The sequence below is a fragment of the Streptomyces sp. NBC_00876 genome, assembly GCF_045207435.1.
Lineage (GTDB): Bacteria > Actinomycetota > Actinomycetes > Streptomycetales > Streptomycetaceae > Streptomyces.
The window spans coordinates 2,951,047-2,974,600 of record NZ_CP108800.1; the positions used below are offsets into that span (position 1 = coordinate 2,951,047).

Below are 23,554 nucleotides of genomic sequence, written 5' to 3' on the forward strand. Positions count from 1 at the left end.
TTGATCGCCCACTGCGCGAAGCGCGAGCCCTCGGCCCCCGCGAGAGCAGGACCCGTTGCCAGTGATGCCATATTGGCACATCGGTGGCGCCATGGCGAGCCATTGATGGCACCATCTGCCACATTCGTGGCGTCATCATCGAGCGGGATTCCCGAAGGCGCAGGTCAGCGAGGTGTGAGCACGTGTCATCAGCACCCCTGGAGACCAGGTATTATTTTCGAGTCAGCAAGCGCCGCTAGCTCAGTTGGTTAGAGCAGCTGACTCTTAATCAGCGGGTCCGGGGTTCGAGTCCCTGGCGGCGCACAGACAACGCACGAGGCGGTCTCCGTTCAACGGAGACCGCCTCGTGCGTTTTGCGCTGCCCGCGCTGATGTACAGACGTTTTACACGCTCGTACTAGACAACTGTTTTACACGCTCGTATATTCCTTGGCATGACGATGCCTCCGAGCACCACCGCCCAGCCCGGCGATCTCGCCGGACGTCGGGAGTGGACCGCCTTCACGGTCCTGCTCCTCCCTCTCCTCCTCGTCTCGATGGACGTGTCCGTCCTCTTCTTCGCGATCCCGTCCATCGACCGGGATCTCGCGCCCAGCGCCACCCAGCAGCTCTGGATCTTCGACGTGTACGCCTTCGCCCTGGCCGGTCTCCTGATCACCATGGGCTCGCTCGGCGACCGGATCGGGCGCCGCAGGCTCCTGATGTTCGGAGCCGTCGCCTTCAGCACGGCATCGGTCGGCGCCGCCTACGCCTCCAGCCCGGAGATGCTCATCGCGGCGCGGGCGCTGCTCGGCATCGGCGGCGCGACGCTGATGCCCTCGACCATGGGCCTGGTGCGGAACATGTTCCGCGACGAGCGGCAGCGCGGCCGGGCCATCGGCATCTGGTCCGGTGCCATGGCGGGCGGGATCGCGCTCGGGTCGGTGCTCAGCGGCGTCATGCTGGAGCACTTCTGGTGGGGTTCGGTCTTCCTGATCAACGTGCCGGCGATGGTGCTGCTGCTGATCCTGGCGCCGGTGCTGGTACCGGAGTTCAAGGACCCGGCCCCGGGCCGCTTCGACTTCCTGAGCGTGCCGCTGTCGATGGGGGCCGTGCTCCCGGTCGTCTACGGGGTCAAGGAGACCGCCGCCGAGGGGATGGATCCGCGCAACGCGCTGATCATCGCCGCCGGGCTCGCCATCGGCTGGGTCTTCGTCCGCCGCCAGCGCGGCCGCTCCGACGCGATGATCAGCAAGGACCTCTTCCGCGACCGGAACTTCGCCGCCGGCATCGGTCTGAACGCGCTGGCCGCGTTCGCCATGATGGGTTCGTCCTTCTTCACCACGCAGTACCTTCAGTCGGTCCTCGGGATGAGCACGATGGAGGCCTCGCTGTGGAGCCTGGCGCCGTCGCTCGCGGTGGGTGCGGCAGCCCCGGCGGCCACGGCGATCGCCCAGCGGACCGACCGCGCCCTGGTGATCTGCGCCGGCTTCGTCATCGCGGCCGCCGGCTTCGGTGTCCTCGCCCTGTCGGGTACGGACTCCCTGGCGATCCTGCTCATCGGCTCGGCCGTGATGAGCTGCGGGATCGTCACCGTGATGGCACTGGTCTCGGATCTGGCCATGTCCACCAGCCCGCCGGAGAAGGCGGGTTCGGCCGCCTCGCTGCTGGAGACGGGGCAGGAGTTCGGCGGGGCGATGGGAATGGCGCTGCTCGGTGCGGTGGCGACCGCGGTCTACACCGCGGACATGCCGGACTCGGCGCCGGAGGTGGCGCGCAAGACGCTGCCGGGGGCGGTGTCCACCGGCGACGGTTCACTGATCGCGGCCGGCCGGGATGCCTTCGTGCACAGCATGCAGTACGCCTCGGTGGCCGGCGGGCTGCTCCTGCTGGCGGGGGCGGTGCTCGCGGCGACGCGACTGCGGCGGGCGGCCCTCTCACGCACCTCCGCCGCGTGAGGACAGCAGCTCATGGCGTCCGTGCTCCTCGTACTCCCCGGCCAGAACGGCCAGTTGGCCCTCGCCGAACGGTACGTAGGAGCCGTCGCCGCCCCCGTTCCACCACACCGGCCCCCCGGACCAGAATCCCTCGCGCCGCAGCCCGACCCGGTGCACCTTGTTCGTCGCCGTCACCGGCATGGAGCCGACGACGCGCACGAACCGGGGGGCCATCTTCGTCCCCAGGTCGGGCTGGTCCCCGAGGAACGCGGCGAACGCGTCCGGATCGAACCCGGTCCCCTCGCGCAGCGCCAGCGCCGCCATGACCTGGTCCCCCGCGACCGGGTCGGGCACCGCGTAGACCGCCACGGCCGCCGCGTCCGTCCAGCGGGCGAGGATGTTCTCGATCATCGCGGCGGCCAGGTTCTCGCTGTCGACCCGCAGCCGGTCCTCGGTACGGCCCGCGAAGTACAGGAAGCCGTCGGCGTCGCGGAAGAAGAGGTCCCCGGTCCAGTACCAGCCGCCGTGCACCCGGGCGGCGTCGGCCGCCTCGTTGCGCCAGTAGCCCTCGAAGGGGGTCCGGCCGCGGTTGACCAACTCCCCTATCGCACGGTCCCCGTTGATGAGCCGGCCGCCCTCGCCGAACACCGCGGCCACCCGCTCCCGCCCGGTCTCCGGGTCGACGACCGCGAGATCGTCGCGGTCCGACGCCCGGCCGATCGCGCCCGGCGGGGTGTCCGGGGTCCGCTGGATCGCCGCACCGCCCTCCGAGGAGCCGTACCCCTCGACCAGCCGCACCCCGAACCGCTCCCGGAAGCGGGCCGCGTCCACCGCTCCGGCCTCGGTGCCGAAGCCGAGCCGCAGCGAATGCTCGCGGTCGTCCGGACGCTCGGGGGTGGCCAGCAGATACTGCACGGCACGGCCGACATAGGTGAAGTACGTGGCGCCGTGCTCGCGTACGTCGGCGAGGAAGCCGGACGCCGAGAACCGGCGGCGCAGGGCGACGGCGGCGCCGGCGGACAGGGCGGGGGCCCAGTCGGCGATCACCGCGTTGCCGTGGAACATCGGCATGCAGATGTAGTGGACGTCCTCGCGCCGGATCCCGAAGTGGTCGACGAGCGACCGGCCGGCCGCCGCCAGCCGGCCCTGGGTGCAGATCGCGGCCTTGGGCGCGCCGGTGGACCCCGAGGTGAAGTAGAGCAGCAGCCGGGTGCCGGGACCGGCCCGGTTCAGAACGGCATCGCCCGGCTCCGCCCCGGCGTAGGGGGCGAGCAGCGCCGCGTACGCATCGGTGTCGGTGACCAGCACCCGTACGCCCGGCAGTGGCAGGCCGTCCAGGAGCGGCAGATGGGCGCGCTCGGTGATCAGTACCCGGCACTCCGTGTGCAGGATGTCGCGGGCCAGTTCGGCGCCGCGCCGGGTGGGGTTGATACCCGCTACGGCGGCCCCGGCCAGGGCCGCCGCGCTCAACCACAACGGGAATTCAGGGGTGTTGTCCAGCAGCACCCCGAGGTGCGGTTCGCTGCCCGCCGGCAGCAGATCCGCCAGGAGTGCGGCCCGCGCGGCAGCGCCCGAGGCGACCTGGTGGTGACTGAGAACGGTGTTCTCGTGTCTCAGTCCGGGCCGGTGGTCGCCCCATTGGCGCTGTACGAGCTCCGCGACGGTGCCTGCGCTCCCCATGGCGCCGCACGGTAACCGACCAGGCGTCAGAACTGAACATCCGAGCACGAGTAGAACGCGTTGCCCGTGTCCGCGACGTTCCAGACGCTCAGGATGATGTGCTTCCCGGTCTTCTGGGTGGGGATGGTGCCCTGCTGGGTCAGGGTCGCCGGGGGCTGCTGGCCGCCGTACGGCACCGTCATGAAGGGCTGCGACTCCAGGTCGGACCGCTTGAGCGGCTTGGTGGGGTCCCAGCCGTTCTTGGTGATGTAGTACCGGAAGTCCGTCGTGGCGTGCCGGGCGGTGAACTGCCAGCGGAAGCTGAAGCCCTGGCCCGCGGTGACCTTGGTGGCGGGCCAGTTGCCGCCACGCGGGTCGTCGAGCTGGGCGAACTCGCCGTGTCCGGCGGAGCAGATCGCTCCGTCGGCGGGACCGGCCGCCGGGAAGCCCTTGGGGCCCTCGACGCTCTGCGGCTCCCACTGGATGTTGCCGCAGTTGGTCACCGTGCCGTTGGCACAGAGTTTCTGACGGCTGATCGGGTTGTCCGTGTAGCCGTGGCTGCTGGCACTGCTGGTCGCGAACATCGAGGCGCCCGCTACCGCAAGGCCCACCAGGGCCACACTTGCCTTCTTACGCATTGCTGTCGCTCCTCAAGAACGTGGGGGAGGTTCCATGAGCACTGCTGCGCGCGGTCGTGCGGTCTAGACCAAGGCCTAGATTATTGACGAGTCGTGAACATGTCCAGACCAATGGGGGTGGGGATTCCGGTTCGCCGCACAACCGCCTCCGGTTGCCTCAGGCGCCTTCCCCACCGCTGCGGCCGGTGTAGAAGGCCACCGTCAAGTCCTTGACCAGGGACTTGCGTTCGTAGTCGTCGAGCGCCACGAGGCCTCGGGCGGTCAGCCGGTTGACCGTGTCGTCCACGGCGTCCACCACCGAAGTCAGCACGCTGTCGCGGTGTTTGGCGTCGATCGCCGCGATCCGGCGCCGCTGCATGGCCGCCGCCACCTCCGGCGCGTACTCGATTCCGGTCGGCTGCGCGGAGTACACCTCGATGCCGACCGGCTCGCAGTCCGCCTTCAGCATCCGGGTCAGCGCGTCGCCGACCGCCTCCGCGTTGCGCAGGGTGTGCGCGTCCTCGTGGAAGGCGTCGGCGGGCAGCTGGGACAGGACCCGTGCCATGGCCGACTCGACCTGCTCGCGCAGATACTCCTCGTGGTCCTCGATCCCCAGCGTCGCCCGCACGGTGTCCTTGACCCGCCACACGACGAGGACGACGACCCGGAGTGCCGTACCGTTCGCGTCCATCGCGGGCAGCGGCTCGCTGCGCCAGTGCCGCAGCCGTACGTCGACCCGGCGGCGCAGCAGGAGCGGGCTGACCCACATCAGTCCGGTGCGCCGCACGCTGCCCCGGTACTGGCCGAAGAGCGTGAGCACCCACGCGTACCCGACCCTGCCCCGGCTCAGCCCGCCGAGCGCGAAGAGCACCACGGTCACCAGCACGGCGAGCGCCGCCCAGGCGTCCGTGCCGAGCCCGTCGTAGGGGCGCGGGCCGATCCCGAGCCGGGACAGCACCCCGGCCGGGAGCGCCCCGGTCCACCACAGGACCGCGCCGGCGGCGGCGATCCCGCCGAGACCGGTGAGCAGTGCGACCCAGCCGGGCAGTGCCGGCCCCGGCCGTTCGTGGAGGCGCGGGTCGGCGTCCGGTGAGGGCCGGGTGGAGGGCCGCACCTGCGGTGTCCTCGGCACCGCGGGACGCCGGACCCCGGGCGGCTGTTCGCCCCCGGCGGTCCGCCGTACGAGACCGGCGGGCAGCGCGGCGGCATCCGTACCCGCCTCGGGGTCGTCGCGGAAGAGCAGATGTACGGGGATGGAGGCGGTGCGCTCGGTGGCGATGACCGCCTGGTGGCGCCCGGTGTCCCCCCAGGTGTCGGTGCGGAGCTCCCCGGTGTCCGCGCCGGTGTACGAGAAGGACAGTGCGGGGGCGGGCCCGGGGACGGTCGCCCTGCCGGAGGCGTCGTCCCGGCCGGCCCCGGCCGTACGGGCCTCGGGAGCCGGGGCCGGTGGAGCGGGGTCCGCGACCGGTCCACGCGCGCCGGTCCGGGCGCCGGACAGGACGAGGACGCCGGACTCGGGAACCGTCACCGGCACCGGCACCGCGGCCTCCGGATCGCCCACGGACAGCGGGCCGGCTTCCGCTTCCGCCCGCACATCGGCTTCCGCTTCCGCTACGGAGGCGGCCATGGCGGCTTCCGGCAGCGCGGCGATCGTCCCCGCTTCCGGGGCGGGGGCGGGCAGCAGATCCGAGACGACCGGCAACGGAGCGCTCACCTCCGCAACATCCGCGTCCACGACCAAAGCCGCGACCTCGGCACCGATCTCGGCCCCGGCCCCGGCCGATTCCGACGCACCCGCCGGCACCGACACCGATGCCGAGGTCGCACCGAAGGCCGAGCCCACGCGGTCGCCGTCACCGGGCACCAGGTCGAGCACGAGGTCGACGACGGAGTCCGGTCCGGACGCCGTCGGCTCCCCCGCATCCGTCACGCCGGCCGCGACGGGGTCCCGGCCCTCCGGCGCACGGTCCGCGGCGGCCCGTTCGCCCGCCGCGGCCCAGGCGTCGGTGACCAGCCCGGCCCCGCCGGGACCCACCCACTCCCGCACCGGAACCGCCCCGTACCTCTCCTCCCCGTACTCGGGGTCCTTCCGGTTCTCCGGGTTCCCGGAGCTGTCCGACACCGTGGATCGCATTACCGCCTCCGTCATGTGCGTCGTGTCACGCGAAGAGTCGCCGCCAGGTCTCCGGGCCCGGATAGCCGTCGGCCTCCGCACCCCGCCAGCCCTGTGCCTTCTGGAAGGCCTCGACATTGCGCCGGTCGGCCTCGGTCCACCGGGACCCGGGGCCCGACAGGTAGTACTTGCCGTATCCCTTCTTCACCAACTGTTTGCCGAGCTCGTCGACATGGCTGTTGGACTGACCCGGCCGGAAATAGCCCCGCCCGGGAAAGGCCTGGGACGCCGTAGGGCCGTTCTTGCCGCCCGCCGCGGGGATGTCATGGCCGGTTCCGTTGACCAGCAGGCTCCAGGTGTCGGGGCCGGGGATGCCGTCGGCCTCCTTGCCCTTCCAGCCCTGGGCCTTCTGGAACGCCTGGGTCGCCTTCCGGTCGGCGCTGCCCCAGGCGGGGCCGGGGCCGACCTTGTAGAAGCGCTTGCCGCCGCGCTCGACGAGCATCTTGCCGAGCTGGGTGACATAGGCGTTCTTCGCGCCGGGGCCGAACTTCGCGGCGCCCGGGAACGGCTTCGTGGTCGGGCCGCTGCCACCGGTCCCGGTGCCCAGCCCCTTGTACCGGTAGGCGATGTAGTCGCCCGAGTTGGTCCAGTACGCCATGGGCGTCGTCTGCTTGCGGGTGTGCGGCTTGGTCTGCTCGTACGCGGTGTAGTGGGTGTGCGTGTAGTCGGTCCAGCCGCCGAAGATCGTGACGTGCGAGCCCTTCCCGGGGTCTGCCGGGTTGTGGAAGAGCAGCATGTCGCCGGGCTGCAGTTCCTCGCGGGAGATGCGCGTCCCGTACGCGGCCAGGCTGCCGGTCCATTCGTTGCCGGGCAGGTTCCAGGCCATCGACACATAGCCGGAGCAGTCCTGGCGGTACCCGTCCGACCAGTACTTCGACATGCTGTACGGGACCTGCGCGCCGACCCACTTCTTCGCGCGGTTGATGATGTCGGCCCGGGTGGTCTTGCGCAGCGTGGGTGTGGACGCCTGGGACGCCGGCGGCCCGGAGGCGCCCGAGCCCAGCAGCGGTCCGGGTCTGCCCTGCGGACTGTCGGGCCCCGGTTCGGCCGTACCGGTCTCCCCCGGCGTTCCGGCCGGGTCCGCCGGCGTGACCGGCTCCGCGGGCGCGGCCGCGGTGGACACCTGGGCGGGGCCGGCGGCCGCGGCCGGGTCTCCCCCCGGTCCCGCGCCCGGCACCGGGGCCGGGTCGCCCGTCACGCCCGCCGCCTCCGCCACACCGCCGCCCAGCACCACTCCGGCGGCGGTGACCAGCACCATCGCGCGCCGCGCGCCGTGCGCGGCCGGATGTCCTCCGTACCGCGTGGGCAGTCCCCCGGCAGCGGTTCGCCGTTGTACGGCGCACCCCGCGCAGGTGCAGTCGATGGCGGGTTCGTACTCCTCGAAGGCCGGCACAGTCATGCGAATCCCCTCCGCACTCGTCAAGATCTTTGGGCGCATCTGCACGGGCGTCAGTGTCTCAACTCTCCTGACATATCGCATTTTGACGGACAGAAGAGAAAAAACGACCATCCGACAGGCCGTGAGGGAGGTGAAATGGTCAGGAGCACGGCCCCGGATCGGGTAGAGTTCTCCAGGTCAGCAGGCGCCGCTAGCTCAGTTGGTTAGAGCAGCTGACTCTTAATCAGCGGGTCCGGGGTTCGAGTCCCTGGCGGCGCACGCAGAGTCAAGGCCCCCTCACTACGCGTGAGGGGGCCTTGCTCGTTCCCGCACACTCCGCACAGCTGCCACACAGCGGACAGCCGACCCTCGCGCGGCCCGCCCATACCTGCCGGACAGTCACCAACCGGTCACCGAACGGCGCGAAGGCCTCGCCATACGCCCCCACATCACCCCTTCGCAAGGGCCCCTCAAATCGTGCGTATGAGCGGTTACCAGCCTGTTTCACCCTTGCGGTCACGACCGCGTTCGGCCAACCTGTCTGGGGGTCATCGGCACCAACCACGCTGACGGCCCGAGCAGTTGGGGGGTACAGAGGGGATATTCCGGTTGATTCCGCTGCGAGGTGGGGGCCTCGTTCGCGAGCAGATGCCGAACAGGCATCATGCAACCGGAAGGTCGGCATTCCATGTCTCAGGAAAGGCGACCCGCCACTGAGCCGTCGGTCGCGTTCCAGGGGGAGACGCGGCGGACGAAACGACCGAGCGACCACGCAGCCCCGCCTGCGTGCAGGGGGATGACCCATGACGTCGACGCCGCCAGGCGCCCGGCAGAACAACGACTCCTCCCGGACCGCACAGCTTCGGATACCCCCGCAGCTTCGGACCGGGGGCCACCGCCGGAGGCAGGCGAAGCCGCTGCCGCGGTACGACTACGAGCACTACAGCCGGCTCGCCGGGCCACTGACCCAGCCCGACCCCGCCAAGCCGTACACCGTGAAGTACCGCTCGCTCCTCTCCCAGGAGCCGCACCGCATCCGCGCCGCGCTCCTGCTGGGGGCCGCCCCGCTCGTCTCGCTCGGCCTGTTCGCCTGGCTGATGCAGCCCGGGCACTGGACCCAGCGCGACCCGAACCTCAAGAACGACACGCTGCTGATCCTCGACATCGTGATGCTGGTCTCGATCGGTCTGATCGAGCTCTTCCGCACCATGAACGTCCTCTCCAACGCGCACGCCACACTGGTCGCGCGCGACCCGATACCCGTCGTGCCGGAGTCCGGCACCCGGGTCGCCTTCCTCACCTCCTTCGTCCCGGGCAAGGAGCCCCTGGAGATGGTGACGAAGACCCTGGAGGCCGCCGTCCGCATCCGCCACCGCGGGCTGATGCACGTCTGGCTGCTCGACGAGGGTGACGACCCGGCGGTGAAGGAGGTCTGCCGGCGCCTCCAAGTGCACCACTTCTCCCGCAAGGGCGTGGCGCACTGGAACCAGGCCAAGGGCCCGCACCGGGCAAAGACCAAGCACGGCAACTACAACGCCTGGCTCGACGCCCACGGTGACGCGTACGACTTCTTCGCCTCGGTCGACACCGACCACGTCCCGATGCCCAACTATCTGGAGCGGATGCTCGGCTACTTCCGCGACCCGGACGTCGGCTTCGTCATCGGCCCCCAGGTCTACGGCAACTACGACACCTTCGTCACCAAGGCCGCGGAGTCCCAGCAGTTCCTCTTCCACGCGCTGATCCAGCGCGCGGGCAACCGCTACGGCGCCCCAATGTTCGTCGGCACCAGCAACGCGGTGCGCATCAGCGCCCTCAAGCAGATCGGCGGTCTGTACGACTCGATCACCGAGGACATGGCGACCGGCTTCGAGATGCACCGCGCCCGCAATCCGCGCACCGGCCGCAAGTGGCGCTCGGTGTACACCCCGGACGTGCTGGCCGTGGGCGAGGGCCCGACCGCGTGGACGGACTTCTTCACCCAGCAGCTGCGCTGGTCGCGCGGGACGTACGAGACGATCCTCAAGCAGTACTGGAAGGGCTTCTTCTCGCTGCCCGCGGGCAAGCTCTTCAACTACACCATGATGATCATCTTCTATCCGATGTCCGCCATGAACTGGATCCTGGCGGCACTGAGTTGCGCCCTGTTCCTGGGCATGGGCGCCTCGGGCGTCCAGATCGACCCGACCGTCTGGATGATGCTGTACGGCAACGCCTCCGCCCTCCAGATCGGCCTGTACGTCTGGAACCGCCGGCACAACGTCTCGCCGCACGAGCCCGAGGGCTCCGGCGGGCTGGCCGGCATGGTGATGTCCGCGCTCTCCGCACCGGTCTACGCACGCTCCCTGATGGACGCCGTGCTCCGCCGCAAGAGCTCGTTCGTGGTGACGCCCAAGGGCGACTCCTCCAGCCCGGACACCCTTTTCGGGACCTTCCGGATCCACCTCTTCTTCATCCTGGTCTTCGGCGGCTCCATCACGGCGTCCTTCGTCCTCGGACACAGCCACCCGGCGATGCTCACCTGGGCAGCGCTGGCGCTGCTGATCACCGCGGCGCCGGTCTTCGGCTGGCGATACACGATGCGGGCGGAGAAGAGGAAGCGCCGGGCGGGCCCACCGCCAGCGAGCGGCCCACCCGCCGCCGGCCCGCAGGCCGGCGCCCACTGGGCCGGCAACGAAGAGACCATGCAGATCGCCCTTGGGGGACGTAGACCATGAAGTACCGTCCGAGCCGCCGTACCCGCCGCATGGCGATCAGTACGGCGGTGGTTCTCGCGCTCGCGGGAGCGAACGGGCCGTGGCTGTACCGCTTCAGCACCGAGCGCTACCACGCGTACAAGATCAACCAGCCGGAGTACAAGGCGGCCAACGGCCACTGGGACTTCCTGGACGTCCCCTCCGAGTTCCGGATCAACACGATCCACGCCGCGCTGCTGCACACCGGCAAGGTGCTGCTCGTCGCGGGTTCGGGCAACAACCAGAAGAACTTCGACGCGAAGAGCTTCCGGTCGGTGCTGTGGGACCCGGAGACCAACGGGTTCAAGAACATACCCACGCCCAAGGACATGTTCTGCTCCGGCCACACCCAACTGCCCGACGGCAAGCTGCTCATAGCCGGCGGCACCAAGCAGTACGAGAAGCTCGAGGGCGACGTCACCAAGGCCGGCGGCCTGATGATCGTGCACAACGAGGACCCGGACAAGCCGATCACCCTGCCGGCCGGCACCCGGTTCACCGGCAAGGCCAACGGCAGGACCTTCGTCACCAAGGACCCCGTGCTGGTGGAGAAGGCCAGGAAGGTCTTCGACAAGAACACCGGCGCTTTCCTGCGCAACGACCCCGGACTCGGCCGGATCTACGTCGAGGCGCAGAAGTCCGGTACGAAGTACGAGACGGGCGCCGAGGACAACTACCGGATTGCCGGCCTGTCCGGCTCCGACACCCGCAACGTCTACGGGATCGCCCAGAAGCTGGCCCTGGACAAGAAGGACTTCCAGGGCATCCGGGAGGCCTACGAGTTCGACCCGGTCGCGGAGAAGTACATCACCGTCGACCCGATGAACGAGGCCCGCTGGTACCCGACGCTGACCACCCTGGAGGACGGCAAGGTCCTCGCCCTGTCCGGACTGGACGAGATCGGGCAGATCGTCCCGGGCAAGGACGAGATCTACGACCCGGAGACGAAGAAGTGGGAGTACACCGGCATCGTCCGGAAGTTCCCCACGTATCCCGCGGTCTTCCTCCTCAACGACGGCAAGCTCTTCTACTCCGGCTCGAACGCGGGCTACGGCCCCGCCACCGTCGGCCGCGCACCCGGCGTCTGGGACCTGGCGACGAACAGGTTCACCAGGATCCCCGGCCTGAGCGACCCGGACCTGATGGAGACGTCGGCGACCGTACGGCTGCCTCCGGCCCAGGACGAGAAGTTCATGGTGATCGGCGGGGGCGGCGTCGGGGAGTCCGACAGGTCCAGCGAGAAGTCCCGGCTCGTCGACCTGAAGGCCGCCGACCCGGAGTTCAAGGACGGCGCCTCCCTCGACGAGGGCACCCGTTACCCGAGCGCCTCCCTGCTCCCCGACGACTCCCTGCTGGTCACCGGCGGCTCCGACGACTACCGGGGCCGCGGCGGCTCCGATGTCCTCCAGGCCAGGCTGTACGACGCCAAGTCGGACACCTACCAGCGGGTCGCCGACCCGGCGGTGGGCCGCAACTACCACTCGGGGTCCGTACTCCTGCCGGACGGCCGGGTCATGATCTTCGGCTCCGACTCGCTCTACTCCGACAAGGCCAACACCCGGCCGGGCGTCTTCGAGCAGCGCATCGAGATCTACACCCCGCCCTACCTGTACCGCGACTCACGGCCCGAGCTGACCGCCGGGCCGAAGGAGATCGAGCGCGGTGACACGGCGGTGTTCACGACCAACCAGGCCTCGTCCATCAAGTCGGCGAAGCTGATGCGGCCCAGCGCGGTCACTCATGTCACGGACACCGACCAGCGCTCGGTGGCGCTGGACCTGAAGCAGACGGACGGCGGGATCTCGGTGACCGTGCCGAAGAACCGGGCGCTGGTGCCGTCGGGCTGGTACATGCTGTTCGTCACCGACGACAAGGGCACCCCGTCCGAGGGGATGTGGGTGGAGGTGCCGTAGGCGGCCTCCGCGGCACCTAGGGCCTTTCCTATCCGGTGCCGCGGGCCAGGCCCAGCGCGTACTCGGGCCACCACGCGCCCGCCTTCGGACCGCCCCGGCAGTCGCCGTCGGATTCGCCCGGGCGCTTGATCCAGAGGTAGGCGTCGACCAGTTCGTCGCCCGTGGACGTCGTCGGCGTCGCGCCGAGGGCCCGTCCCGGCGGGTTGCACCAGTTCTCCTCGGGGGCGCCGGCGGTGTACGGGCCGTTGCCGTTGCGGCTGGTGTCGATCACGAACGGCTTGTCGCCGACCTTCGCCGACAACTGCCTGCCGAATTCCTTGCTGACCTCGGTCGTCTGGAAGTTGGAGACATTGACCGCGAACCCGTCGGCGGCGCCGATGCCCGCCTGCTCCAGGGGCTGGAAGAGCGCGTCCGGGGTGTGCCAGCCGGCGTTGCCCGCGTCCAGGTAGACATGGGTGTCCGGCTGCCGCTTGAGCCGCTCCACCGCACCCTTGAGCAGGTCGTAGCGCTCCTCGTGGAACTCCTGCGGGGTGCATCCGTCGACCAGGTGCAGCACCGCGTCCGGCTCCAGGATCACCGTGGCGCCGCGGTCGCCGATGCCCTTGGCGACACCGTCCAGCCAGGCGCGGTACGCGTCGCCGTCGGCGGCGCCGCCCTTGGAGAACTGTCCGCAGTCGCGGTGCGGGATGTTGTAGAGGACCAGCACCGCCTCCCGGCCGGCCTTCTCGGCCGCCTCGGTGAAGCCCTTCGCCTCGGCCTCGGGGCTGTCCGGGCCGATCCACTGACCGGCCGGCTGCTCCGCGATCCGGCGGATCAGCGCGGCGTTCTTCCCGTCGCCGTCCTCGGCGTACCGGGCGACCTGGCGGGCGGCGTTCCCGTCGGGGTTGACCCAGTACGGATCGCTGCCCCCGGGCCGCTGGCCGATGGCAGCGGGATTCCCGCCGCCGCCCTCACCACCGTCGCCGTCACCTCCGTCGCCGGAGGAGGAACATCCCGCGAGCAGCAGTGCGGCGCCGACCGCGAGCGCTCCCCGCATGCCGAACCGGCCGTTGTTGCTGCCGTACATCCACTCCCCCTCGGGTGCGACGGCGGTGCACTGTCGCATCGCCGTCCATCCTGGCACAGGGCCCGTGAGCGGCCCGGCCCCTCACGGCATCGTCGGTGAGCCGTTACGGCGGGTTCACCACACTCTGCCCGGCTTCGCCGCCTGCGGAGGGTGACCGGTAATCGACGTACCGTCAGAAAGTGCATGGGCGTGGGGAGTTCGCCGCCCTAGAGTGGGGCGTGCGGCGGACCCGGACGCCACCGACCTCCCGTGCCCGGGCCGGGCCACTCCCGCGGCCCGCGCCCCGCGGTCGAGGACCGGCCCGGCCGGCCCCCGGTGAACCGGGCGGCCGGCCGGGCCGGGTACCACCGGGCTCAGCCGGTTCCCTGCGCGCCCGCCTTCCCGCTCTTGTCCGCCGTGGCCTTCTCGCCGGTCAGATAGGCGGAGACGACCACGTTCGCGGTGTACGAGTGCGACGCCTTGTCGTACGTACCGCCGCAGGTGATCAGCCGGAGCTCCGCCCGGCCGTCCTTGCGGGGGCCGTACGCCTTCTGGGCGTCGAACCGTTCGCGGGTGAAGACCTGGACGTCGTCGATGGTGAATTCGGCGACGGTGCCGTCGGTGCGGGTCACATCGACCTTGGCGCCGGGGCGGGCCGCCGAGAGTCCGTAGAAGACGGCGGGCTTGGTCTCGGTGTCGACGTGTCCGACGAACAGGGCCGGACCCTTGGCGCCCGGCCGGGTGCCGCTGCCGTACCAGCCGACCGTCTGGGGCGTGTCGAAGGACGGCGGCTCGATGGCCCCGTCCCCGTCCAGGCCCCGCGGGACGACGGGGGCCCGGATCCCGATCGACGGGATGTCGACGCTCTGCGGCCGCACACCCTCGATCGGGTCGTGCGCCGGGGGCAGTGGTACGCCGAGCGGGCGCCCGACCGCGGCGACGTCGCCGGTGGTCGGGGCGGAGCCGATGCCGCCGCCGTCGGTGATCCCGCGGCCCCAGAGCCACAGGCCCAGCAGGATGACGGCCCAGGCCACTCCGGTGAGCAGCCTGCCGTGCCCCGACGGCTGGTCCGAGGCGGACATGTCAGTCGGCGGCCGGGCGGCGGCGGCGCGCGCTGCGGAACGCCACGGCGACGGCCGCGACGGCGGCCAGGGCGAGGCCGATCACCGCGTGGACGGTGCCGGGGCCGTCCTGCTGGGCGGCCTGGCCCGCGAGTACGGCGGTGCCTCCGCCGCCCGCCCGGACCGGGGCGACGGGCATGGGCCGGTCGCGGTGGATGACGGTGAGGACGGCGGACACCTTGGTGTGCTTGTCGTCCTTGCAGACCACCTGGACGTCGTAGTCGCCGGGCTCGGCATCCGAGCGGATCCGGGCCTCGGCGAAGAGCGTCCTGTCGTCACCGGGCGAGAAGCGCGCCTCGGAGACGAATGCATCGGAGTTCCCCTTGGCCTCCTTGCCCTTGCAGCCGTCGACCTCCAGGTCGACCTCACCGCCCGGGGCAATGGAGGACGGGGAGACCGAGAGGGTCGCCCGGGACCTCGAGTCCTCGTGGTCCGAGTCGGAATTGGCCAGTGCTGCGGAAGCGGGCATCAGGGTCGCCGCGGCCACCGCGACCGCACAGAACGTGAGGGGTATTGAACGCATCGTGAACCTCCTTATGGCAGGTTCACGCGGCCACCGGCTTTCCGCATCCGCAGGGGCCGGGCACTGGGCCGGTGGAGTGTGGGGGCAGCGGCCGTACGGGCCGCCGCCCCCGGGTGCGGCGTCAGCTCACGTCGATGAGCTCGACCAGGTCGGCGATGGAGTCGACGACGGTGGACGGCCGGAACGGGTACTTGTCGATGTCCGCCACCGTGGTGAGCCCGGTGAGCACCAGGAACGTCTGCATGCCCGCCTCCAGGCCGGCCAGCACATCGGTGTCCATCCGGTCGCCGATCATGGCGCTGGACTCGGAGTGGGCGCCGATCGCGTTGAGCCCGGTGCGCATCATCAGCGGGTTGGGCTTGCCCGCGAAGTACGGGGCCTTGCCGGTCGCCTTGGTGATCAGGGCGGCGACGGAACCGGTGGCGGGCAGCGGGCCCTCGGCGGACGGGCCGGTCTCGTCGGGGTTGGTGCAGATGAAGCGGGCCCCGCCGTTGATCAGCCGGATCGCCTTGGTGAGCGCCTCGAACGAGTACGTACGCGTCTCGCCGAGGACGACGTAGTCGGGCTCGTGGTCGGTCAGGACGTAGCCGATGTCGTGCAGCGCGGTGGTGAGTCCGGCCTCGCCGATGACGTACGCCGTGCCGCCGGGCCGCTGGTCGTCCAGGAACTGGGCGGTGGCCAGCGCGGAGGTCCAGATGTTCTCGACGGGCACGTCGAGGCCCATGCGCTGCAGCCGGGCGTGCAGGTCACGCGCGGTGTAGATCGAGTTGTTCGTCAGGACCAGGAAGGGCAGCCCGGAATCCCGCAGCCGCTTGATGAAGGCATCCGCGCCGGGGATCGGCGTCCCCTCGTGGATGAGGACTCCGTCCATGTCGGTGAGCCAGGACGAGATCGGCTTGCGCTCTGCCATGTGGAACTCCAGTTGCCGTACGCCAAGTGCGGGGACGCCGGCGGCACCGCGTTGTGCAGCGCCGACATCCCCGATTTTAGGCTGTCCGTTCGACCAGGAGGTACTGGCAGATCACCGCTGCCCGGTCACGGCTCCTGATCGCGGCTCCTGATCAGCCGGACGTGAGCCGCACACCGTCGACGGCCCAGAACCAGTTGTTGCCCCCCGTGTACCGGAACCGGACCTGGGCGGTGGTCACTCCGGCCGGGACCTTGAGGCTGAGCGATTCGGCCTTCGAGACGGAGTCCGCGGTGTACGTCTTGACCGTGACGGGCGCGGCGCCGTCGTAGGAGACCAGGACCTCGCCCTTCTGCGGGTCCTCCTGACGGTAGTGGCTGGTGTAGGCGAGGGTGGCGGTGCGACCGCCCCGGACCGGCCAGGCGGGGCTGATCAGGGTGGAGTCGAAGGTGCCCGTGTAGTCCTTGTCGACCCACTCGTCGCCGTCGGCGACCGCGAAGACGTTCCGCGCCCGGACATTGGTCTCGCGCCACTGGCCGCGCTCGGCCGAGGTCCAGAACTCATCCGTGGTGAAGGTCCAGCCGCGCCATTCGGTGACGCCGGCGGTGCCCATCGCGCTGTTGTCGACGGTCCATCCGGCGGGCGGGGTGTGGGTGAAGCCGAGGACCGCGCCGTCGGTGCCCGTCTCGTCGACCCTGGTCTGAAGCTGCGGCCGCAGGGCGTCGAAGGCGTCGGGGGTGGGCTGCTGGAGCGGCCGGCCGTCGAGACCCCAGGCCGGGTTCACGGCTATGCCCAGGTGGGCGAGGGCGGAGGCCGCGACGTCCGGCATCTTGATGTCGTACCGGGTCGAGCCCGCGGTGATGCCGGCGCCGCTCGCGATGAGGAAGGTCTGCCGCTCGGCCGCGCTCGAGCCGCCGTGGCCGCCCGCGTCGGTGTGCCCGTGGTCGGCGGTGACCATGATGAGCCAGTCCTCGGAGCCGTACGTGGACCGGCCCCGTACCGCCGCCACCAGCTGGCCGACCTGGGTGTCGACGCCGTGGATGGCGTCCAGGTACTGGCTGCTCGCGGCGCCGTAGCTGTGCCCCGCGTGGTCGACGTTGTCGAGGTGGACGAAGACCGCGTCGCGGTTGCCGCCGGCCAGCTCGGCGACGGCCCTGCTGGTGGTGCCGGTGTCGTACTCGGCCTCCGGCGTGGAGACCCGGGTGTCGACCTTCGCGGAGAAGATCGTGTCGGTGACCGGGCCCCAGGAGGCGACGGCGTACGTCGAGAGCGAGGGCTTCGCCGTCTCGATCCGGGTGAGGAAGTCGGGGTACTGCGCGAAGGCGTTGCCGGTGAAGGCGTTGTCCTTGACGTGGTGCTTGTCGGGCCAGACGCCGGTGATGATCGTGGACCAGCCCGGACCGGACAGGGTGGGTGCCATCGGATCGGCGTAGAGCGGGCTGACCGAGGTGAGTCCGGCCGACATCAGTGCGTCGAGGTGAGGTGCGTCCGCGTCCTTGATCCTTTTCAGCAGAGTGCCGTCCAGCCCGATGACCAGGACCTTGGGCGTACGGGCGGCGGCGCGGGCGGCCGTGGCGGCGGCGAGCGGTCCTGCGGCGGCGAGGGCGGCCGCGCCCATGAGGAGAGCGCGGCGGGACATGCCTGAGGTCACGAGATTCTCCGTCGGAGTGGTGGGGACACATGAACACACGGGGAATGCGCTCAAAACCCTTCTGATCGCGCGGGAGTTGAGCGCGGGACTAGACCCGTTATCTTTTCGCGATGATCCATCGGAGGTCCAGCCCCCTGCAACAAGTCGTCCGGCGACGGTCAGCTGCCGGTCGCCGACTTCCAGGCGTCCACGTACGTGTCGAGGTTGGTCCCGATGTCCGACCAGTCCGGCTCGAAGACCTCGACCCCGTCCATCAGCTTCGTCAGGGCCGTGGCGTTGGCGTCGGAAGCCTCGATGTCCTTGCGGGCGGAGAAGCCGCCGCCGACCGCGCTGACGTCCTTCTGGGCCTGCTCGGCGAGCATGAAGTCGAGGAGCTTCTTGCCGTTGGCGCTGTGCGGGGCCTTGGTGACCAGCCCGGCGGCGTACGGCAGCGCGAAGGTGGTGGGCTTGCCGCCGGCCTTCGCGGGGAACCAGATGCCGAGGTTCGGCATGTCCTTGGACTGGGCGTAGTTCATCTGGACATCGCCGTTGGCGGCGAGGAGTTCACCCTTGTCGACCTTGGGGGCGAGCTTGCCGGTGGAGGCGGACGGGCCGACGTTGTTGGACTGGAGCTTCTTCAGGTAGGCCATCGCCGGCTCCTTGCCGCCGAAGTCGTGCATGGCCTTGATGAGCACGGCCGTACCGTCACCGGCGATGCCCGGGGTGGAGTACTGGACCTTCTCGTCGTACTTCCCGCCGAGGAGCTCCTCCCAGGTGGCGGGCGGAGTCGTCAGCTCCTTCTTGTTGTAGATGAAGCCGAAGTAGTTGTTGACGACCGAGGTCCACTTCCCGTCGGACGCCTTGTCGGCGCTGTCCACCTGGTCGGAGCCGGCCGGTTCGTACGCCTGGAGGAGGCCCTTGGAGTCGGCCTGCTGGATGAACGGCGGGAGGGTGACGAGCACATCGGCCTGGGTGTTGGACTTCTCGCGGACGGCGCGCTGCACCATCTCGCCGGAGCCGCCCTCCACGTACTCGACCTTGATGCCGGTCTTCTTCTCGAAGTCCTTGAAGACCTTGTCGTACCAGCCGTCGCCGTTCTCGCCCTTGAGGCCGTCGGCGCTGTAGACGGTGACGACCTTCTCGTCGGACGCGGCCGAGGAGCCGCCGCAGGCGGAGAGGGTGGCGGCGAGGGCGAGCGCGCCGGTGACGGCGGCTATGGGCCTGAGGTGGTTCTTGCGCATGGCTGTCGTATCTCCTGGAAAGACGTGGCGTTACGGGATGTCAGCGGTAGGAGGCCCTGGTGCGGATGCGGGAGACCGCGAACAGCACGAGCAGCGTCGCCGCCATCAGGACCACGGCGACGGCGGCCCCGGTGAAGAGCGAGCCGCGGTCGGTGGCCGCGAAGATCTGCACCGGCAGGGGCGTCCAGTCCGGCGGGTAGAGCATCATCGTGGCGCTCAACTCGCCCATGGACAGGGCGAAGCAGAGCCCCGCTGCCGCGGTGAGCGACGGCAGCAGGAGTGGCAGCTTGACGCGCCACAGCACGTACGCGGGCCGGGCGCCGAGACCGGCGGCGGCCTGCTCGTACATCGGGTCGAGACGTACGGTAGCGGCCGAAACCGACGTATAGGCGAACGCCGTGACAAGAACGGTGTGCGCGAGGATCACGATCCAGCGCGTCCCGTTGAGCAGCACCGGCGGTTGGCTGAACGCGACGAGCACGGCGAGGCCGACGACGACGGACGGCACGGCGACCGGCAGCATGAACAGGGCGTCCAGGAACCGCTTGCCGCGCCGGCCGAGCGAGGCGGCTGCGAGCGCGGCCCAGGAGCCGATGACCAGGGCGGCCAGGCTTGCGGTGACGGCGGTGACCAGGCTGGTGGTGAGGGCCTGGAGGGAGTCGCCGCCGGTGGCCGCGTCGTAGTGCGCGAGGGTGGGTCCGGAGGGGAAGGCGCCGGACCAGTTGGTGGAGAACGAGGCGGCGAGGACGACCAGGAGCGGCACCGCGAACAGCGGGACGAAGAGGAGGAGGAAGAGGGCCCAGACGGTCCACTTCCCGGTACGGCTATGCACCAGCACGGCGGCTCACCGCCCGGTACAGGCTGTAGAGACCGACGGAGATCGCGATGTTGACGACGGCCACGACACAGGCGGCCGGGTAGTCGGACTCCAGGATCGCCTTGCTGTAGACGAGCATCGGCAGGGTGGTGACCCCTTTCGCGCCGGTGAAGAGCACGATGCCGAACTCGTTGAGGCACATCACGAGGACGAGGCTGCCGCCCGCGAGGAGCGCGGGCAGCGCCTCGGGGAGGATCACCTGCCGCACGATCCGGGCCGGTCCGGCGCCGAGTGAGGACGCCACCTCCAGCTGTGCGGTGTCCAGCTGGGAGAAGGCGGCGAGCAGGGGGCGCATCACGAACGGGGTGAAGTACGTGATCTCGGCGAGGAGTACGCCCCACGGTGTGGTGAGGAAGTGGAAGGGCCCGTCCGCCGCCCCGGTGACGCCGGTCCAGGCGCCGTTGGCCATCCCGGCGTTGCCGTAGATGAACAGCAGGGCGAGCGTGATCAGGAAGGACGGGAAGGAGAGGAAGACGTCGACGAACCGGGCGACGGCCCTGGCGCCGGGGAACGGCACGAAGGCGATGACCATCGCGAGGGCGAAGCCGAGGACGAGACATCCCACCGTCGAACCGGCCGCGAGCCACACGGTGGTGGTGAGCGCCGACCTGAAGGACGCGGAGGCGAAGACCTCGGTGTACGGCGCGAGCGAGGTGCCGCCCTCGTCGGGGCTGAAGGACTGCTGGACGACGAGGAGGAGCGGGTAGAGGAAGACGACGGCGAGCACGGCCACGGGCGGCAGCGCCCAGGCGGGCCCCTTCCACCCCGTCCGGCGTTCGCGGGTGGAGCCGCCGGCGGACACGGTGGCCGGGCGGACTTCGCCGGTGAGCACGCTAGCCACGGGACACCCCCGCCCCCGCGGGCAGCAGCACCGCGTCGTCCGCCGCGAAGTGCAGCGTCGCCTTGTCCCCCAGCGCGGGCGTCTCGCGCAGTTCGCGCAGGTCCGCCTTGATGCGGTGCCCGTCGACGTCGACGTAGAGCCGGTGGGTGGAGCCGCGCCACTGGACCTCGGCGATGGTGCCGGTCAGGGCGTTGGGCCCGTCGCCGAGCCCGACCAGGTGCGGCCGGACGCAGAGGGTGGCGGTGACGCCGCCGGCCACTTCGCCGGTCGGTACGGCGAGCGCGTGCCCGGCGAAGTCGACGGTGTCGGCGGCTTCGGCGACGGTGACCGGGAGCAGGTTCGCGTTGCCGACGAACGAGGCGGTGAACTCCGTACGGGGGCGCCGGTACAGCTCCTGCGGGGTGCCGCAGTCCTGGAGCCGGGCCTTGTCCATGACGGCGATCCGGTCGGCGAGGGTCAGTGCCTCGACCTGGTCGTGGGTGACGTACAGGATCGAGACGTCCGGCAGTTCGCGGTGCAGCCGGGCCAGTTCGGTGAGCATTCCGGAGCGCAGCTGGGCGTCGAGCGCGGAGAGCGGTTCGTCGAGCAGGAGCACGCCGGGGCGGATGGCCAGCGCGCGGGCGATGGCGACGCGCTGCTGCTGGCCGCCGGAGAGTTCGCGGGGGTGGCGCCGGGCGTACGCGGCCATGCCGACGAGTTCGAGCGCCTCGGCGACCCGCGCCGGGATCTCGGACCTGTCGGCCTTCTGGGCCTTGAGGCCGAAGGCGACGTTGTCCTGGACCCGCAGGTGCGGGAAGAGGGCGTACTGCTGGACGACCATGCCGATGCCGCGCTTGTGCGGCGGCAGGGCGGTGACGTCGCGGTCGCCGATGTACACCCGCCCGGAGGCGGGCCGGACGAATCCGGCGACGGCGCGCAGGGCGGTCGTCTTGCCGGATCCGGACGGCCCGAGCAGGGCCATGACCTCGCCGGGTTCGACGGTGAGGTCGAGCCGGTCGAGGACGACGTTGCCGCCGTACGCGACGCTGACCCCGTCGAACCTGATGCCGCTGCGGACGGCTCCGGCGCCGCCCGTCATGCCTCGGCCCGTGCGATGAGGCCGGGGAGTTCGGCGACGGAGCCGAGGACGTGGGTGGCTCCGCTCCGGGTGAGCTTGTCCTTGTCGTGGGCGCCGGTCAGGACACCGGCGACGATCCCGGCCCCGGAGCGTACGCCGCTGAGCATGTCGTACGAGGTGTCCCCCGCGACCACGGTCCGGCGCACGTCGTCCACGGCGCCGGTGCGCAGCAGGGCGGCGAGGACCATGTCCGGGTAGGGGCGGCCGCGGCCGCCCGCGTCGGCGGGGCACAGCGTCAGCTCGACCAGGTCCTGCCAGCCGAGTGCGGCGAGGATCGCGTCCTGGGTGGTGCGGGCGAAGCCGGTGGACAGGACCACGGTCCGGCCCTCGCCCCTGAGCTGCTCGATGGCTTCGCGGGCGCCGGGGACCGGGGCGATGCGGCCGCCGTCGACCAGCTTCCCGTACGCCTCCTCGAAGGCGGTGTTGGCCTGCTGGGCCAGGGTCTCCTCGCCGAACAGGTGGCGGAAGACGGTGATCTTGGACTCGCCCATGGTGGCGCGCACGTACTCGAGCTTCTCGGCGTGGTCGGCGGAGCCGGGCCGCACGCCGAGGCTCTCGGCGGCGGCGGAGAAGGCCTGCTCGACGAGGCCGCCGTCGGAGACGGTGGTTCCGGCCATGTCGAGGACGATCAGGTTGTGGGTGTTGTTCGTGGTCAACTTCTTCACCAGCCCAGTTCGTTGGCAGTTGTTTCGGCGATGGCGGGCGAGCACGTCATGCCGCGTCCGCCGGGTCCCGTGACCAGCCAGACGCCGTCACGCACCTGCTGGCGGTGGACGACGCGGGTGGTGTCGGTGCACTGGGCGTAGACCCCGGCCCAGCGGTGGCGGATGCGCGGCAGCGGGCGGCCGAGGAAGGACTCGACGACGCCGGTGAGGTGCTCGTACGGCTCCTCGACGGTGTCGAAGGAGAAGGGATGCTCGTACTCGTGGGTGTCGCCGATGGTCAGTCCGCCGTCGCGGCGCTGCACCATCAGGAGCTGCATCCGGTGTTCGGCGGCGGTGGGGGCCTGGGCCTGTCCGGCGTTGAGCGCGTCGAGCGCCTCGCCGCGGTAGGCCGGGTAGTAGCGGAAGCTGTCGGCGTCGGCGACGGATGTGGTGAGCACCTCGCCGAGCGGGTCGGTCTGCATCATCTGGAGGCGGACCCGCCGCACGGGAAGATCCGGACCCGCCAGTTCGCGGACCAGGCCGCCGAGCCAGGCGCCGGTGGCGAGGACGACGGCGTCGCCGGTGTGCACGTCGCCGTGGTCGTCGCGGACGGATGCGGTACCGACGACCTCCCGCACCTCGCGGCCGCCGAGGTAGGTGTACCGGCCGGAGGCCAGCAGCTCCCGCTTCAGGGCGAGCTGGGCGGTGCGCGGTTCGACGGCCGCGTCCCGCTCGCACCACAGGGCGGCTGCGAAGTCGCCGCGCAGCGCCGGGTTGACGGCGCGCGCCTCGTCCGCGGTGAGCAGCTTGTAGCCGCGGGCCGCCGCGTCGGGCCGGGCGACGGCCGCCTCGGCGACGGCGATCTCGTGCGCGGTGCGCACCGGGGTGAGCGAGCCGCAGGCCCGGAAGCCCAGGTCCGGCACCCGCTCGCCGATGGACTCCCACAGCTCACGGGCGCGCAGCGCGGTCTCCAGCTCCTCGCCGCCGGCCCGGCCGCTGACCCATATCTGTCCGAAATTGCGGAGGGATGCTCCGCGCGCCTCGCTCTCGCGCTCGATCTGTACGACCTCGTGGCCGCGGTTCACTGCGTGCCAGGCGTGCATGGTTCCCACCACGCCGGCTCCTACGACGATGACTCTCACGACGGCTACGCTCCTGGGGGCGGATGGCCCGTACGGATCGGTACGGCAACGGGAGGGTGAACTGGGCCCCAAGCTT

At 70.8% G+C, this 23,554-nt stretch carries 18 protein-coding genes and 2 tRNA genes; 5 read left to right on the plus strand and 15 right to left on the minus strand.

The genetic code is table 11. From position 1 onward, the window contains the following. Positions 1-229 precede the first annotated feature (229 nt). Positions 230-303: transfer RNA gene (locus tag OG782_RS12880), tRNA-Lys, on the plus strand. Between the two features lie 130 nt (positions 304-433). Then, entirely contained in the window at positions 434-1,936 is a 1,503-nt protein-coding gene (locus OG782_RS12885) for an MFS transporter (RefSeq protein WP_406450434.1), read from the plus strand. Here the strand turns inward: OG782_RS12885 and OG782_RS12890 are convergent. From OG782_RS12890 to OG782_RS12905, 4 genes are all read right to left on the minus strand, one after another. Continuing rightward, positions 1,916-3,595 (minus strand): AMP-binding protein, encoded by a 1,680-nt coding sequence (locus OG782_RS12890; RefSeq protein WP_406450436.1) that lies wholly within the window; start codon positions 3,593-3,595, stop codon positions 1,916-1,918. The genes OG782_RS12885 and OG782_RS12890 overlap by 21 nt on opposite strands. Before the next feature lie 26 nt (positions 3,596-3,621). Then, positions 3,622-4,212 (minus strand): lytic polysaccharide monooxygenase, encoded by a 591-nt coding sequence (locus tag OG782_RS12895; RefSeq protein ID WP_406450438.1) that lies wholly within the window; start codon positions 4,210-4,212, stop codon positions 3,622-3,624. A gap of 157 nt (positions 4,213-4,369) precedes the next feature. Then, a complete protein-coding gene (locus tag OG782_RS12900; RefSeq protein ID WP_406450440.1) occupies positions 4,370-6,325 on the minus strand; it encodes an SPFH domain-containing protein in 1,956 nt (651 codons plus the stop codon). Positions 6,326-6,350: 25 nt separating this feature from the next. Beyond that, a complete protein-coding gene (locus tag OG782_RS12905) occupies positions 6,351-7,763 on the minus strand; it encodes a peptidoglycan-binding protein (protein ID WP_406450442.1) in 1,413 nt (470 codons plus the stop codon). Between the two features lie 184 nt (positions 7,764-7,947). Here OG782_RS12905 and OG782_RS12910 point away from each other — a divergent pair. The 3 genes from OG782_RS12910 to OG782_RS12920 all read left to right on the plus strand — a co-directional run bounded on the left by OG782_RS12910 (position 7,948) and on the right by OG782_RS12920 (position 12,390). Continuing rightward, positions 7,948-8,021, plus strand: a tRNA-Lys gene (locus OG782_RS12910). Positions 8,022-8,545: 524 nt separating this feature from the next. Beyond that, the gene (locus OG782_RS12915) at positions 8,546-10,459 is read left to right on the plus strand and encodes a glycosyltransferase (protein WP_406450444.1); all 1,914 of its coding nucleotides are present in this window, start codon (positions 8,546-8,548) and stop codon (positions 10,457-10,459) included. Then, positions 10,456-12,390: a galactose oxidase-like domain-containing protein gene (locus OG782_RS12920; RefSeq protein ID WP_406450446.1), complete on the plus strand. Its 1,935-nt coding sequence runs from the start codon at positions 10,456-10,458 to the stop codon at positions 12,388-12,390. Before OG782_RS12915 ends, OG782_RS12920 begins: the two co-directional genes overlap by 4 nt. A gap of 28 nt (positions 12,391-12,418) precedes the next feature. Here the strand turns inward: OG782_RS12920 and OG782_RS12925 are convergent, their stop codons facing one another. The 11 genes from OG782_RS12925 to OG782_RS12975 all read right to left on the minus strand — a co-directional run bounded on the left by OG782_RS12925 (position 12,419) and on the right by OG782_RS12975 (position 23,478). After that, positions 12,419-13,456, minus strand: a complete 1,038-nt coding sequence (locus OG782_RS12925; RefSeq protein ID WP_406459032.1) for a glycoside hydrolase family 6 protein — start codon at positions 13,454-13,456, stop codon at positions 12,419-12,421. Positions 13,457-13,809: 353 nt separating this feature from the next. Then, positions 13,810-14,517 carry a class F sortase gene (locus tag OG782_RS12930; RefSeq protein ID WP_406450448.1) on the minus strand — a complete coding sequence of 236 codons (708 nt, stop codon included), beginning with the start codon at positions 14,515-14,517 and terminating at the stop codon, positions 13,810-13,812. Between the two features lies 1 nt (position 14,518). Beyond that, positions 14,519-15,079, minus strand: coding sequence for a hypothetical protein (locus OG782_RS12935; RefSeq protein WP_406450450.1), 561 nt, complete (start codon positions 15,077-15,079; stop codon positions 14,519-14,521). 121 nt (positions 15,080-15,200) lie between these two features. Continuing rightward, positions 15,201-15,989, minus strand: a complete 789-nt coding sequence (locus OG782_RS12940; RefSeq protein ID WP_406450452.1) for an HAD-IIA family hydrolase — start codon at positions 15,987-15,989, stop codon at positions 15,201-15,203. Positions 15,990-16,140: 151 nt separating this feature from the next. Beyond that, positions 16,141-17,625 (minus strand): alkaline phosphatase family protein, encoded by a 1,485-nt coding sequence (locus OG782_RS12945; protein ID WP_406459034.1) that lies wholly within the window; start codon positions 17,623-17,625, stop codon positions 16,141-16,143. 170 nt (positions 17,626-17,795) lie between these two features. Continuing rightward, complete coding sequence (locus tag OG782_RS12950; RefSeq protein ID WP_406450454.1) at positions 17,796-18,857, minus strand: 2-aminoethylphosphonate ABC transporter substrate-binding protein; 1,062 nt, start codon at positions 18,855-18,857, stop codon at positions 17,796-17,798. A gap of 40 nt (positions 18,858-18,897) precedes the next feature. Beyond that, a complete protein-coding gene (locus OG782_RS12955) occupies positions 18,898-19,695 on the minus strand; it encodes an ABC transporter permease (protein WP_406450456.1) in 798 nt (265 codons plus the stop codon). Next, complete coding sequence (locus OG782_RS12960; RefSeq protein WP_406459036.1) at positions 19,682-20,536, minus strand: 2-aminoethylphosphonate ABC transporter permease subunit; 855 nt, start codon at positions 20,534-20,536, stop codon at positions 19,682-19,684. Before OG782_RS12960 ends, OG782_RS12955 begins: the two co-directional genes overlap by 14 nt. Before the next feature lie 31 nt (positions 20,537-20,567). Next, positions 20,568-21,653 (minus strand): ABC transporter ATP-binding protein, encoded by a 1,086-nt coding sequence (locus OG782_RS12965; RefSeq protein ID WP_406450458.1) that lies wholly within the window; start codon positions 21,651-21,653, stop codon positions 20,568-20,570. Continuing rightward, entirely contained in the window at positions 21,650-22,357 is a 708-nt protein-coding gene (locus OG782_RS12970; protein ID WP_406450460.1) for a phosphonatase-like hydrolase, read from the minus strand. The genes OG782_RS12965 and OG782_RS12970 overlap by 4 nt, the downstream gene beginning before the upstream one ends. Then, entirely contained in the window at positions 22,354-23,478 is a 1,125-nt protein-coding gene (locus OG782_RS12975; protein WP_406450462.1) for a TIGR03364 family FAD-dependent oxidoreductase, read from the minus strand. Before OG782_RS12975 ends, OG782_RS12970 begins: the two co-directional genes overlap by 4 nt. Between the last annotated feature and the right edge of the window lie 76 nt (positions 23,479-23,554).

Coding starts and splice junctions, on each gene's coding strand:
- OG782_RS12885 (WP_406450434.1), top strand. CDS start 434: ATGACGATGCCTCCGAGCACCACCGCCCAGCCCGGCGATCTCGCCGGA.
- OG782_RS12890 (WP_406450436.1), bottom strand. CDS start 3,595: ATGGGGAGCGCAGGCACCGTCGCGGAGCTCGTACAGCGCCAATGGGGC.
- OG782_RS12895 (WP_406450438.1), bottom strand. CDS start 4,212: ATGCGTAAGAAGGCAAGTGTGGCCCTGGTGGGCCTTGCGGTAGCGGGC.
- OG782_RS12900 (WP_406450440.1), bottom strand. CDS start 6,325: ATGCGATCCACGGTGTCGGACAGCTCCGGGAACCCGGAGAACCGGAAG.
- OG782_RS12905 (WP_406450442.1), bottom strand. CDS start 7,763: ATGACTGTGCCGGCCTTCGAGGAGTACGAACCCGCCATCGACTGCACC.
- OG782_RS12915 (WP_406450444.1), top strand. CDS start 8,546: ATGACGTCGACGCCGCCAGGCGCCCGGCAGAACAACGACTCCTCCCGG.
- OG782_RS12920 (WP_406450446.1), top strand. CDS start 10,456: ATGAAGTACCGTCCGAGCCGCCGTACCCGCCGCATGGCGATCAGTACG.
- OG782_RS12925 (WP_406459032.1), bottom strand. CDS start 13,456: ATGTACGGCAGCAACAACGGCCGGTTCGGCATGCGGGGAGCGCTCGCG.
- OG782_RS12930 (WP_406450448.1), bottom strand. CDS start 14,517: ATGTCCGCCTCGGACCAGCCGTCGGGGCACGGCAGGCTGCTCACCGGA.
- OG782_RS12935 (WP_406450450.1), bottom strand. CDS start 15,079: ATGCGTTCAATACCCCTCACGTTCTGTGCGGTCGCGGTGGCCGCGGCG.
- OG782_RS12940 (WP_406450452.1), bottom strand. CDS start 15,989: ATGGCAGAGCGCAAGCCGATCTCGTCCTGGCTCACCGACATGGACGGA.
- OG782_RS12945 (WP_406459034.1), bottom strand. CDS start 17,625: ATGTCCCGCCGCGCTCTCCTCATGGGCGCGGCCGCCCTCGCCGCCGCA.
- OG782_RS12950 (WP_406450454.1), bottom strand. CDS start 18,857: ATGCGCAAGAACCACCTCAGGCCCATAGCCGCCGTCACCGGCGCGCTC.
- OG782_RS12965 (WP_406450458.1), bottom strand. CDS start 21,653: ATGACGGGCGGCGCCGGAGCCGTCCGCAGCGGCATCAGGTTCGACGGG.